Genomic DNA, 13,435 nt, shown 5'->3' with positions numbered 1-13,435 from the left:
CACAATAGCCGCTACAGTAACACGCAGTTTTTTTTTACTCAGTATTACTGCTATTTCTTGTCACTGATATCACAACTTGTAGTTAGTTTGAGAGTAGTATGACATATTCTGCATCATCCAAATTATATAATTCCAGAGATATACCTCTAGCGGCGAGAAAAACTTTTATGGCTAGAAATATTTGATTTACTTGGTTTGTCAGTTATTATAAAATAAATCTAAATTAAACTGCACTTCAGCAATTAATTGTATAAATTTTGTATTATATGGGATAATTATCAAGGAGATTTTTAATCCTTAGAGGATGCAAAATTTACTAAATTGATGAGTAAAAATACCTAAAAATCGGACGTAAAATTAGAGGACTCACCGAGCCAAATATGTTAAGTTTTGTTAAGAAAACGTGGGTAGATCGAAAAAACGGTTACATAGGTGAAATCCGCAATTGAAGAAGGTTTCACCCCTGTGAGCAAAACTTTAACTGCTCAAACATGGGAATTCCTACGCTAAAACCCTGATCCCCAGGGTCAGAAGTTCATGTTAGTCTGTTGCCGTTATAAACACGAAAAGTGAAAACGGAACGAGTTTGTATTTTTAGGAGCGAGCCACTAGCAAAGGCACAAGCTTCCAGAAATTAGTCAACTACTGTTCTAAAGTCGCTTGAAAATCGGACGCATGAATCAAAGACATTTGTGGACTATTGTCGCCCTGTCTGTGACTATATTGGGGACACCCTCTATTGGTCGCACTCAGACTACTAAGGAAACTACCCTAGTTGCTCAAAAATCACCAGCTAGTGTAGTCAAGGTAGGAGAGTTGCAAACTTCCGCAGGGGAAAGTACCTCTGATGCTGTGATTACGAGCATTCACCCGCACAACATTGGAGGTAAAAGGGCGGCAACCCTGTATATCCGAAATATTCCAGTTCTCACCTTTTTGAGTCCTCAGCCTGTGAAAAGTTCTGAGAAAAAAGTCGGAGTAATTGGAGAAGCTGAGGGCGTGCAATCCTACGCCCTGATCACTGATAATCCTGTCCAGGTGGCGAGCATAGGCAAATTAGCGGGTGCTAAGATCCAAACTGGTTCGCAGCATGATGACCCAGTGCATAGAGCAAGTCTGGTAGCAGCTAGAATTAACCAGATGATCCGGGACAATGTGAAAGCCGAGAAAATCAGTGTTAGTTGGAAGGCAGCAGGTGAATCTGTAGTTGCCACTCAACCGCAAAATAAAAATGCCTCTGTGCCACAAAATTCAGGCGATCGCTACACCATTAAGATTAAAAACCAAGAATTGGTGGAAATCAATCAAAATACTCGCCTGGCAGATACCACCAATAACTTAGCCAAAGACGCATTGCAAGCCACAAACCGGATGCGGAGACTGATCGGCAATGCTTCCCCCATCAGTGAGATTGCTAACTTACCATCGCGTTCACGTTCAACCTCATCAATTGCCAATTTGCCGCAAAAAATTGCGAGTGGATTTAAACTCAACTTCCGAGGGATAGCTTCCTTTTACGGTCGTGGTTTTGCTGGTAGACCAACTGCAACCGGTGAACGCTTTAACCCAGAAGCTATGACTGCTGCCCATCGTAGCTTACCATTCGGTACACGAGTTCGTGTCACCAATACCCGTAACGGTCGTTCTGTGGTAGTGCGAATCAACGACCGGGGGCCATATATTCGGGGTCGAATTATTGATTTATCAACTGGTGCAGCCAGAGTTTTAGGAATGATTGGTAGTGGTCTGGCACCAGTCAAGATTGAAGTTTTAGGTCGATAGTGATTGGGTGCTGGAAGGGACTGGGTATTGGGTACTGGGGACTGGGGACTGGGGGAGAAGACTTTTACCCAGTCAACAGTCAACAATCAACAATCAACAATCAACAATTTTGAATTGATTTATCCCCGATCCCTAATACCCCTAGTTCAAACGTCTGTTAGCTCGACTTCAGAGATAAACTAACTGAGGAGAGGCTAAAGAAGAACTAGGGGTATTTTTTTGTGCGCCTGTTGACAACAGTTGCAGCTTTACGTTGCTTTTTAACTAAACATCGTCAGCAAAATCAGCTAACGGTATCAGAAAATATGGTACTGGATGGTATGACTGACTGGTATCCCACCGCAGTCGGTCTAGTACCAACTATGGGGAATTTACATCAAGGACATTTGAGCTTGATTAAACGGGCGCGACAAGAAAATTCCACTGTGATTGTGAGTATTTTTGTGAATCCCTTGCAATTCGGCCCGAATGAGGATTTTGCACGCTATCCGCGCACCTTGGCACAAGACGCAAAATTATGTGAGCAAGGTGGAGTAGATGCGATTTTCGCGCCTAATCCTGAAGAAATGGGAATTTATCAGAAAAATATAGATGAATCTCAGGTAACACAAGTTATCCCTCCATCTGATATGATAATGGGTTTGTGTGGTCGTTCTCGGCTGGGCCACTTTCAGGGTGTGGCGACGATTGTCACCAAGTTGTTGAACTTGGTACAACCAGACAGAGCCTACTTTGGTCAAAAGGATGGTCAGCAGCTAGCTATCATTAAAAAGTTAGTGGCTGATTTAAATTTGCCAGTAGATATTATTGCTTGTCCTATAGTGCGGGAAGCTTCAGGTTTGGCCTTGAGTTCTCGTAATCAGTATTTGACTGCTGAGGAAAAACAGCAAGCAGCAGTATTGTATCGTGGCTTGCAACAAGCTGAAAAGGCATTTCGTGAAGGTGTTCGCGATCGCCATCAGTTAATCGCAACGGTACAACAAGAACTAGCAAAGGTTAGTACAGTGTCCGTGGAATATATTGAATTGGTTGAACCGACTACTTTGATGTCTTTAAATACAATTGAGGAGGAAGGAATGCTGGCGATCGCCGCTCGTATTGGTTCTACACGTTTAATTGACAATACCATCTTAGGCGATCGCCAACCGATCATCGCTATTGATGGCCCTGCCGGTGCCGGTAAATCTACAGTTGCCCGTCAAGTAGCTGCCAAGTTAGGTTTAATTTATCTCGATACAGGCGCGATGTATCGGGCTGTCACTTGGTTAGTGCTGCAACAAGGAATTGCGATTGATGATGATTGTGCGATCGCCCAATTAGTCAACCAATGCAACATCGAACTGACTCCTAGTCAGGATTTGCAATCCCCGGTGCGTGTGTGGATTAACGGCACTGATGTCACCCAAGAGATTCGCACTATTGCAGTCACATCTCAAGTATCGGCGATCGCTGCTCAAAATTCTGTGCGGGAAGCATTGGTAAAACAGCAGCAAACCTGGGGTAAAAAAGGCGGTTTAGTGGCTGAAGGGCGAGATATTGGTACTCATGTTTTCCCCGATGCCGAAGTGAAAATTTTCTTAACCGCCTCTGTGAGTGAACGCGCCCGTCGTCGTCTACAAGACTTTCAAAAACAAGGTCATCCAGAAGTCAGTTTAGAGCAATTAGAAAAAGACATTGCCGAACGTGACTGGAAAGATAGCACTCGCAAAGTCTCCCCCTTGCAAAAAGCTGCGGACGCAGTTGAGATTATTACTGATGGACTCAGCATACCGGACGTTACAGCAGAAATTGTCAATTACTACGAACAACGCTTGTCTCACTGCTAATAGCTGCACTCATGCCTAGAGCTAAATCAACTGTGCGAGTTTGTCGCTAGGCGATCGCATAGCGTAGTGTATTGTTCAAAACGTTCAAAACTCTATATCCCGTTTTTCCATCCCTCGGATGTCTCTGAGGGATATTTAATTTTCATCGAGACAATGTAGAGGCAGTTAGCTATATTGAAATGCCATCAAGTGTTGTATTAAACATTTTAAACACTTTCAAGACTAATTCATCTAACTGAAGGATGATTTTTTTGATTTCTCTTGCTACTTCTCACGCTAGAAATAACACAATTCAATAATTAACTAAAAAAATTGTAGAAATAAAATTCTTACATAGTTATACAAATAATCATTAGTCATTAGTCATAAGTCATTAGTCATGAGTTTTTCTCCTCCGCTGCCTCCGCTTCCTCCGCTTCCTCTGCTGCCTCCGCTTCCTCCGCTCCTTCCGCCCCTACTTCCCACTCCCCACTCCCCACTCCCTTGTTCATTACTAGAAAATGACTTTGTATTGATCTTCACTTTGGTAGTAGAATGACGATGTTAAGTTTTATATCCTAGTATTAAGCACATAAAACCGCTAGGCATAAAACTTGTAATTTCCGAAGCTACCGTCATAGGTTTCAACTGGAAAACAATAAAGAGAGGACTTCATAAAATGGCATTCACACAAGCACCCTTACCTTATGACTTCAATGCTCTAGAGCCGTATGGCATGAAAGCTGAAACCTTCGAGTACCACTATGGCAAGCATCACAAAGCCTATGTAGATAACCTCAACAAGCTCACCGAAGGTACAGAACTAGCTGATAAATCCTTAGAAGAAGTCATTCAAATCTCCTTTAAAGAATCCAAGACAGGAATCTTCAACAACGCCGCCCAAGTTTGGAATCACAGCTTCTTCTGGAATTGTTTAAAACCCGCAGGTGGCGGCGCACCTACAGGTGTACTGGCTGAGAGAATTAACAAAGACTTTGGTAGCTTCGACAAATTTAAAGAAGAATTTTCTAACGCTGCGGCTACTCAGTTCGGTAGTGGCTGGGCTTGGTTGGTTGATGATGGTGGCACACTCAAAGTGATGAAAACACCAAACGCAGAAAACCCCCTAGCGCATGGTAAAAAGGCACTACTCACCATAGATGTTTGGGAACACGCCTACTACATCGACTTTAAAAATGCTCGTCCAGCATTCATCAAAAACTACTTAGATAAATTAGTCAACTGGGAATTTGCGGCTGCTAACTTAGGCTAAATACCATCTTTTTTGGTCTTTGTCAAGACTTCCAGCAAAAATCCACGACAGTCACGAGTTAACTCGTGGCTGTTTTGTTCTCTGGGCTGGGGAATGGAGAATCAAGATTTTTATGCTGTTTTTATAGCTTCTACTGGTGGAATCTGACTTAAATTAAAAAAGTAATGTCTTGAAAACTATGGATAGCAAAGAACTAGCACATTACATGGAATCAACCAATAGCATTGCTAAACCCTGGCTATTGGTACAGTTGCGCCTGAAAAAACTACAAGAGAGGCGAGACACGCTTTCAGAAGATGCCTATGCTCAAGAATTAGCCGATATTCACGAAGACTTGATGAATTTGGGTGAATGGTGGCATGGCTTAGAAAATGAAGTATTTTAGCTAAAACAAAAAGAAGCCTCTCACCTACCCGATAGGGAGGTTTGGAGATGAATTTTGGGGCGATAAGGAGTCCCACCCCCGACCAATAACGACTATCACTCGTTGAAAGCGTGGGGTGGGCGACAAATCGCCAATTTCTGTATTTTTTGATAGAATAGATTTGGTTAACTTCACCCCTATTGGTGTCTGATAAGCCTCTGCCCAGTAGCATTACGATTATTGGTAAGCGACTCCGTTGCACAGCATAAAAGCAAGTAGGCACATCTTGATCAATACAAATCACCTCCGGGTTTGTCCCATAGCGCGAAAAGATGCAGCATCTCATCCAGGACAGTAAAATTTGTAGGGTACAAGGTCAGAAATTTACAGTCTGCGGTGGGGCATCCCGTGGACTTAAAACAAAGCTCAACGCCTCCTAAGCTGTCTTCTGGATTGGTTGAGAAGCCTACACTGTATGCTTGCATCAGTGTAGGAGTATGTCACTGCCATAGACTATTGACTATGGACTATAGACTATGGACTAATGACTAATGACTCATGACTAATAACTTACTCTTATGGATTATCGGGATGCAGGGGTTGATGTTGAGGCTGGTAGAGCCTTTGTAGATCAAATTCGCAATTTGGTTCATAGTACCTTTAGGCCGGAAGTTATCGGCGGATTGGGGGGTTTTGGTGGTTGTTTCCAACTGCCAAGCGGTTACAAAGAGCCAGTTTTGGTTTCTGGAACTGATGGTGTAGGAACAAAGCTAAAAATTGCCCACCTTCTCAACCGTCATGACACCGTGGGGATTGATTTAGTCGCCATGTGTGTTAATGATGTGCTGACATCGGGTGCAGAACCATTATTCTTTTTAGATTATGTAGCCACCGGCAAACTAGATAAAGAACAGTTGACTCAGGTAGTGGCGGGTATTGCTTCTGGGTGTCGGTTGGCTGGTTGCGCCTTGTTGGGTGGAGAAACCGCAGAAATGCCTGGCTTTTACCAAGTCGGCGAGTATGACTTGGCTGGCTTCTCGGTGGGAATTGTGGAAAAAAGCCAAATGTTGGACGGTTCCCAGGTACAAGTGGGAGATGTAGCGATCGCACTCCCTAGTTCTGGGGTACACAGTAATGGTTTAAGCTTAGTGCGTAAGATTGTCAGCGATCGCGGATTTTCTTGGAATGACACACCAGAATTGTTGGGTGGTAAAACTATCGGCGAAACATTCCTCCAACCTACACGTATTTATGTTAAACCCGTTCTCGCCGCCAGACAAACCGGCTTAGAAATTCACGGGATGGCACATATTACAGGTGGTGGTTTACCGGAAAATTTACCTCGATGTCTGGGCAAAGGTCAATCAATTCAAATTTACCCCAACAGTTGGACAATTCCGCCTTTGTTTCAATGGTTAGCTCAAGCCGGTTCTGTAAATGCACAAGCGATGTATAACACCTTTAACATGGGTATCGGTTTTGTGCTGTTAGTACCACCCCATCAAGCCGAACAAACAGTTACCTTCTTTCAATCACAGGATATTCCCGCTTTTGTTGTGGGTGAGGTGATGACTGGTGAAGGTGAGTTGATAGGATTGTAATCAAGTGCATTATTGCTAGGGGTTTCAAGCGGCTGAATAGTTCTACCAAATCAGGACTTACGCAACTGGTACGTTAGTAGGGTGCGTCAGATGTGGAAAATCTGTTGATGTTTATCACATTACCTTTTCTGACGCACCCTACAAGATACCCGTACATTTTATGTATAAAAACTTATATAAGAAATATTTGTTACGCACACTTATCAAGGTAATTGGAAATACTCATGACCATAAGCATTCAAATTTGCTAACGTAGTCTTAACATATTGCAAAATTTTGGCTGTTGAAAACTGCAAAAATCATGTTCAGCACTCATGTCAAGTGCTGTAAAATTCTGATTTCTAGATGTGGCTTGTAGGTGTGTAAAAAGTTACTTATTTTTTTATCAGAGGGGGTTATGGTTGTAAATTTTGCCCAGACATCTGCTAATAGTGAACTGTTACAGCAAGTATTTCAAAATATAGATGCTCAAAGTTGTCCAAGATTGTTTAATTTTCATATCCACACTGTCCACTCAGATGGCAAGTTAGAGCCGAGTGTGTTAATGGAGCAAGCGATCGCTATTGGTTTAAAAGGCTTGGCGATTACAGATCATCATAGTGTCGGTGGGTATGAAGCGGCGCAAGTTTGGCTAGAAAACTGGAAATGGAATCACCCAGGCGCAGAAACTCCGCATTTATGGACTGGTGTAGAAATCAACGCCAATTTATTGGATGTGGAAGTTCATATTTTGGCATACGCTTTTGAGCTAGAACATCCGAGGATGAAACCTTATCTCCAAAAAAAGGTGACTACCGGAAAACAATATCAAGCCGCCAACGTGATTGCAGCTATTCAAGCAGCCGGGGGATTAGCTGTATTGGCGCACCCCGCACGTTATAAGCGATCGCACTTTGACTTAATTCCCACCGCCGTGGAATATGGGATCGATGGTGTAGAAACATTCTACGCCTACAACAACCCCAAACCCTGGAAACCTAGCCTTCAACAATCCCAACAAATACAGCAATTAGCTGAGAATTATGGAATTTTTAATACTTGTGGTACTGATACCCACGGTTTAAGCCTACTCCAACGATTATAAACATGGCTGTCATTATTCAAAACTCCTGGTTTAACCCGCCAGGGGATTTTGTCCATGATAGAAAGCCACAACTCATTACCCCGTGACGATGACTTAAATTTGGTTAATTTTGCATATTAATATCGAAATTAAAGTTTATTTGAATTAACAGTTATACTTGAGCATTCATAATAGTTTTTTATTCAGAAAATTCCCAGAAAAGCCATCAAAATATAGCTGGGATTGCTTGACCAACCAACAAGATTAATTCCCCAGACAGAAGGCTATTATAAATCACAGTTTTAAACTAGAAAGGTAAATATCTCAATGACGATTCTGTCAGGAGAATATTATGCCTACTGAATCAGAAAAAGGACGCGAACATCGCGGCCCAGATAAAGGCGAAGCTTATGGAGTAGCCGCAGTAACTCAAGCACTGTCAGGGATAGACTTTCCTGCTAGTAAAGACGAAATACTCCAACAAGCAAAAGGTCATGAGGAAATTCACTGGACAAAAGAAAAGACCATAGATTTAAAAACCCTACTCGATCAAACAGGTAGAGATCGATTTGACAGTATGCCGGAATTAGTCGAAGTCATCAGTGAAAGTACAAGAGAATAATCAACTTAGAATTAGATAGGTAAACTACTGGGCATACTATCTAGTGAATTCTGGAAATCTTCATCTGGCTTTGGTGATTAATAGCAAGACATCAGTTAAGAAAAGTTCTTCCTGCTCATGTAATCAACGAACAGGAAGAATTTCGCTATTGAGGCTAAAATAGGACTTACGCAAGTGTCACATTACAAATGTCCTCTAGGGTGCGTCAGACTGTTTAAATGCTGTCAATAAACGTATTTTTGATATCTGACGCACCCTACTAATATGCCAGTTGCGTAAGTCCTGTAAAAGTGAAATTGCTGAGTTTTGCGCGTCTCATTGATTCTGTAGAGCCAATTAAGTCAAAATTTAGATAAACGCGCTCACAAAAGACCAAAAATGCAGATTACTCAGAGTCTCCATACAGCTATTCTCGTCACTGACTTAGAACGCTCAGAATACTTTTATGGTAAAATATTAGGCTTATCAAAAATCAACCGCACCTTAAAATATCCTGGTGCATGGTATCAAATCGGAGACTATCAAATTCACCTAATAGTTGCGTCCAATGTCCCGACAGACAACCCCAACGAAAAATGGGGACGTAACCCCCACATTGCTTTGGCAGTTGCAGACTTAGAAGCAGCCAAGCAAGAATTACTTGCTCAAAATTATCCCATTCAAACCAGTGCCTCTGGTAGAGCTGCTATCTTTGTTAAAGATCCAGATGGGAATGTAGTTGAATTAAGTCAGGTTTGAGGGAGCAGGGGAGCAGGGGAGCAGGGGAGGCAGGGGAGGCAGGGGAGGCAGGGGAGGCAGGGGAGGCAGGGGGAGAAAAACTAATGACTAATAACTAATGACTAATAACTAATGACTAATGACTAATGACTAATGACTAATGACTAATAACTAATGACTAATGACAATTATCGCTTACATTTACAGTGATCCCTTGTTAGAAACTGCTCCTGTGTCGATTGATTGGGGGCAGGAGGTAGAACGGGTATATGAGGATTTGGGTAAGCGTTCTGGGTTGAATGAATTATTGCGCGACTGTGAAAGTGAATCTGTCGATTGTCTGCTAGTGCGTCGTTTGGAAGAATTGGGGGATAATCTAGAGGAGGTAAGCGATCGCCTGAATCAACTTACAGCTTTAGGTATAATGGTGATTGCTACTGAGCAAGGCTACAACTCTCAAACTTCCCATCCCCACGCCGACTTACTGAAATTATTACAACATATCCAATATCAACAACGTAGCCGTCGTATCCGTCAAGGACACGCTCGCAATCGTCTAGATGCGGCACCACCACCGGGAAAACCTCCCTACGGCTACCGTAGAGGTAAGGGTAAATACATTATAGATCGTACTACTTCACCAGTAGTTAAGGATTTTTTTGACCACTTTTTACTCTACGGTTCTCTGCGGGGTGCTGTGCGTTATCTGGCGAAAAAGTATGGTAAAAAAATTTCTGTGACTACCGGCAAGCGTTGGTTAACTAATCCTGTGTATCGGGGTGATACGGCTTATCAACATGGTGAGATTATCTCGAATACCCATATTCCGATTATTTCTAGAGAAGAAGCTGCTCAAATTGATCGACTTTTACGCCGCAATAGTCGCTTACCATCCCGCGCTGCTAGTGCGCCGCGTTCTTTGGCTGGGTTGGTTATCTGTCAGCAGTGTCAGTCACAGATGACAATTACTCGTGTGACTCAACGCCATCAAAATAAAGAGTATTTATATTTACGCCCCATTAGTTGTCCTCAACTTCCTAAGTGTCGGGCTATTTCCTACCAGGAAATTTTGCACCGCACAATTAATCAGGTATGCTGTAATTTACCCACAGCCGTGGCAGGGCTGAATTCTCCCGAATTGGATACAGTTAAACATAGTTTAGGGGATGCGATCGCTCGTCAGCAAGAAATCCTCCAACAGTTACCCGCCTTAGTCGAAACTGGTATTTTAGACACCCAAACCGCACAGTTAAGAGCTTACAAACTCCGCACAGAAATCTCTGCACTCCAAGCAAAATTAGCGACTCTTCCCCCCGTAAATTTACTGAAAGTCGCTCAGACGGTTTCTATTCCTCAGTTTTGGCTAGATTTATCAGAAGCAGAGCGCAGATTTTACTTTCGGGAATTTATCAAACAAATTGAGATTGTACGTCAAAATCAAGATTGGGATTTGCAGGTGATTTTTATTTTTTAATCGGTAATTAGCACAGTCTGTTGAACTATATTTGTATCATCTTTGGCAAAACAGAATTATTTAATCATTTGACTCACATCTCAGACAATTTTCCCAAAAAATTATCGCTGACGAGAGAAAATTGAGCTAATCTGGGAATTTAGTATTGGCTCAGAATCTCAGGTTGTTATTCGGTGGAGGCATGAGAGATTTTCTTTGATCTCTATGTGATCGAACCAGCAAGTAAAATGATTAGCATAGAATATGCGAGAAGGAAGCTTTATTTGGAGTCATCTAGCAAAACAGCACCGCACGGCTGAAAATTGGGTTGACAGGCTGTGGTTAGTAGTGTTGCTCATAGCAGCATTGCTACTTTTTAGCATTAACCTGGAAGGATTACCGTTGCAAGATTGGCATGAGGCTACTGTGGCGCAAGTAGCTAAGGAAATTTGGCGTGCGCCAGCAGAGACAATGCGATGGCTATACCCTACCCTGGGAGGAGAACCTTACTATAACAAGCCGCCTTTGCTGCATATCCTGATTGCTGGTGCCTATTCTCTGGGCGGCGTGAGTGAGTTCACGACACGTTTACCCAGTGCAATTTTAACATCGCTTTCCGTACCTTTACTGTATTGTTTAGGGCGAGAGATGTTTCGTCACCGTTGGGTTGCGATTTATAGCAGCTTAGTCTATCTGACAATGTTGCCTGTGGTACGTCATGGCAGGTTGGCAATGTTAGATGGGGTAGTGGTGAGTTTTTTGCTAATCATGATGTTGTGCGTGTTGCGATCGCGCCGGGATTTACGCTACTGCTTAGGTATTGGGCTGAGTTTTGGCTTGATTTGTCTAACTCAAGGAATTGTAAGTATCTTGTTCGCGATTGTCGCGATCGCCTTTTTATTTTGGGATACGCCCAGATTACTCACCAGTCGCTATCTCTGGATAGGAATCTGCATTGGCATCTTACCTGTGGCTGGATGGTATGTAGCTCAACTACTGCGCTACGGTTATGCTTTCGCCCAGCATGGCTTGTGGAATCCATCTGTTCATCAAGTCGGGATCATTGCCCCTGAGCATGCCCACGCACCTTGGTTTTATATCATTGAAATACTCAAATGGAATTGGCCTTGGTTAATATTTTTACCACAGACTGCCCGTTTAGTGTGGTCAAATCGTAACCTGAGTTGGGCAAAACTGATTTTAGTATGGTGTGGAGTTTATTTACTGCTAATTTCCCTCGTCAGCACCAAATTTTCTGGCTATATATTCCCAATTTACCCTTGTTTAGCGTTAGCTTTCGGTGCTGAGTTAGCAGAAATAGAAAAGTTACCTTTATTGTCACCTTATCCCCGTAATTGGGTAGCTGGTTTATCAATATTGGCTTTGGTAGCTTCTGCTAGCAGCATTTATTTTAGTTGGGGTACAAATTTAAAAATTGAATTGCAGCTAATTTTTGCCACCGTCGCGTTAACTATGACACTAGCAGCCATTTTAGCCGAACGAGGCGATGGACAATTTCTCAAGGTGTTGTTTTGGGGAAGCTATGTTTCATTGCTATTGCTCATCAAATCTAACTATTGGGCTGGGGAATTATCACCAGTCTATCCAGTCAAGCCAGTCGCCGCCATGATTAACCGTGTTAATCCAGATGTGAAAAAAATTTATATATCCTTTCCCCAGTATCGCCCCTCATTAGAATTTTATAGCGATCGCACTATTATTCCGGCTTCCATTCAGGAATTACAATCTTATTGGCAACAAAACCCACAACCCCACCTACTCATTAAAGGTTCTGACTTGCAAAATCTCCAGTTAGATGCGATGAAAATAGTTGACAAAACCGAAGGTTGGAACTTAGTTACCAAAGACAAAAATCGCTGGTGAGCGATTGGGGACTAGGAAACCAGAAGAATTAGGGCAGGGTGTAGGATATTCCTTGCTCCCTGCTCAGAGCTACCCTGCCTAATCCCTATTCCCCACTCTCTAATTTGCGCTCAACTTCCTCTACTTTATTCAACTGCTGCGGTTCATAACTTGTCCTTTGCTGAGTCACAGTAATCATGCTGACAATAATCGCACTTCCTACAGCAAAAGCGACTAAAGGACGCTTGCAAAGGATAAAATCTCGTATAATTCTCGCTAAAGGACTGCTTTGACGACGTAGTGCTGAACAGATCACCATCTGATTCAGAGTAAATGGATCGCGCACATAATGACCACTTTGACACACTACCAATCGTTCTTGGCAATACGGACAAGTAAATAAACCAATATAAGATTTAATCAGTTTTACCTTTGTATGCCTTTGGCAAACTGGGCAATTAACATAATGATTATCAAAGGTGTGTGTATTCATCTACCTTGTCCGTTTAGTCCATTCACTCGCTTTACTATCTTTATATAGAATTCCCAAGCAATGCTGAGAAAACGAACCTTTGTGTATAACTTCAGTCATTCGTCACACTCCACTCCCACAGAAGAGGAATCAATGGCTACAACGCGAGGATAGCTGTATTGAGGCAAGGATGGTTTTTATTAGTTGCTGACCTATGGTTTATCCACTGAGGTTGCTGATCCTAGATTCTCTCTGATAGAGAATTGAAACAGTAATAACTCATACCTTACTACTAAGCGTTGCTCATTTACCATAAGTTCACTCTCATTTAACTATTATCTCTAGAAAAATTAAGACTAGCAAATTTTTTTTCCCAAGGCTTTGTCAATCAAGCCCAGCAAATAGACTTGTCTGGTAGAT

General features: G+C 42.4%; 11 protein-coding genes. 10 read left to right on the top strand and 1 reads right to left on the bottom strand.

Features of this window, described 5'->3' with window-relative positions:
• Window positions 1–675 precede the first annotated feature (675 nt).
• The 10 genes from A3775_RS15710 to A3775_RS15665 all read left to right on the top strand — a co-directional run bounded on the left by A3775_RS15710 (window position 676) and on the right by A3775_RS15665 (window position 12,564).
• The gene (locus tag A3775_RS15710) at window positions 676–1,782 is read left to right on the top strand and encodes a septal ring lytic transglycosylase RlpA family protein (protein WP_066375393.1); all 1,107 of its coding nucleotides are present in this window, start codon (window positions 676–678) and stop codon (window positions 1,780–1,782) included.
• Window positions 1,783–2,003: 221 nt separating this feature from the next.
• Window positions 2,004–3,608: a bifunctional pantoate--beta-alanine ligase/(d)CMP kinase gene (locus tag A3775_RS15705; protein WP_066425771.1), complete on the top strand. Its 1,605-nt coding sequence runs from the start codon at window positions 2,004–2,006 to the stop codon at window positions 3,606–3,608.
• 658 nt (window positions 3,609–4,266) lie between these two features.
• Complete coding sequence (locus tag A3775_RS15700) at window positions 4,267–4,860, top strand: superoxide dismutase (RefSeq protein ID WP_066375397.1); 594 nt, start codon at window positions 4,267–4,269, stop codon at window positions 4,858–4,860.
• Window positions 4,861–5,038: 178 nt separating this feature from the next.
• Window positions 5,039–5,245 (top strand): hypothetical protein, encoded by a 207-nt coding sequence (locus tag A3775_RS15695; protein ID WP_066375399.1) that lies wholly within the window; start codon window positions 5,039–5,041, stop codon window positions 5,243–5,245.
• A gap of 557 nt (window positions 5,246–5,802) precedes the next feature.
• Window positions 5,803–6,825: a phosphoribosylformylglycinamidine cyclo-ligase gene (gene purM / locus A3775_RS15690; protein WP_066375404.1), complete on the top strand. Its 1,023-nt coding sequence runs from the start codon at window positions 5,803–5,805 to the stop codon at window positions 6,823–6,825.
• A gap of 397 nt (window positions 6,826–7,222) precedes the next feature.
• The gene (locus A3775_RS15685) at window positions 7,223–7,909 is read left to right on the top strand and encodes a PHP domain-containing protein (protein WP_066375410.1); all 687 of its coding nucleotides are present in this window, start codon (window positions 7,223–7,225) and stop codon (window positions 7,907–7,909) included.
• A 331-nt stretch (window positions 7,910–8,240) separates the two neighbouring features.
• Complete coding sequence (locus A3775_RS15680; RefSeq protein WP_066375412.1) at window positions 8,241–8,510, top strand: DUF2795 domain-containing protein; 270 nt, start codon at window positions 8,241–8,243, stop codon at window positions 8,508–8,510.
• 378 nt (window positions 8,511–8,888) lie between these two features.
• Window positions 8,889–9,248, top strand: coding sequence for a VOC family protein (locus A3775_RS15675; protein ID WP_066375415.1), 360 nt, complete (start codon window positions 8,889–8,891; stop codon window positions 9,246–9,248).
• A 160-nt stretch (window positions 9,249–9,408) separates the two neighbouring features.
• Window positions 9,409–10,701: a recombinase family protein gene (locus A3775_RS15670; RefSeq protein ID WP_066425769.1), complete on the top strand. Its 1,293-nt coding sequence runs from the start codon at window positions 9,409–9,411 to the stop codon at window positions 10,699–10,701.
• A 243-nt stretch (window positions 10,702–10,944) separates the two neighbouring features.
• Window positions 10,945–12,564: a glycosyltransferase family 39 protein gene (locus A3775_RS15665; RefSeq protein ID WP_066375421.1), complete on the top strand. Its 1,620-nt coding sequence runs from the start codon at window positions 10,945–10,947 to the stop codon at window positions 12,562–12,564.
• 85 nt (window positions 12,565–12,649) lie between these two features.
• Here the strand turns inward: A3775_RS15665 and A3775_RS15660 are convergent, their stop codons facing one another.
• Window positions 12,650–13,036, bottom strand: a complete 387-nt coding sequence (locus tag A3775_RS15660) for a hypothetical protein (RefSeq protein ID WP_066375423.1) — start codon at window positions 13,034–13,036, stop codon at window positions 12,650–12,652.
• Between the last annotated feature and the right edge of the window lie 399 nt (window positions 13,037–13,435).

Origin of the sequence: Anabaena sp. 4-3 (assembly GCF_001597745.1) — a bacterium.
Classification (GTDB): Bacteria; Cyanobacteriota; Cyanobacteriia; order Cyanobacteriales; family Nostocaceae; genus Trichormus.
This window is presented reverse-complemented; position numbering and strand designations above follow the sequence as displayed.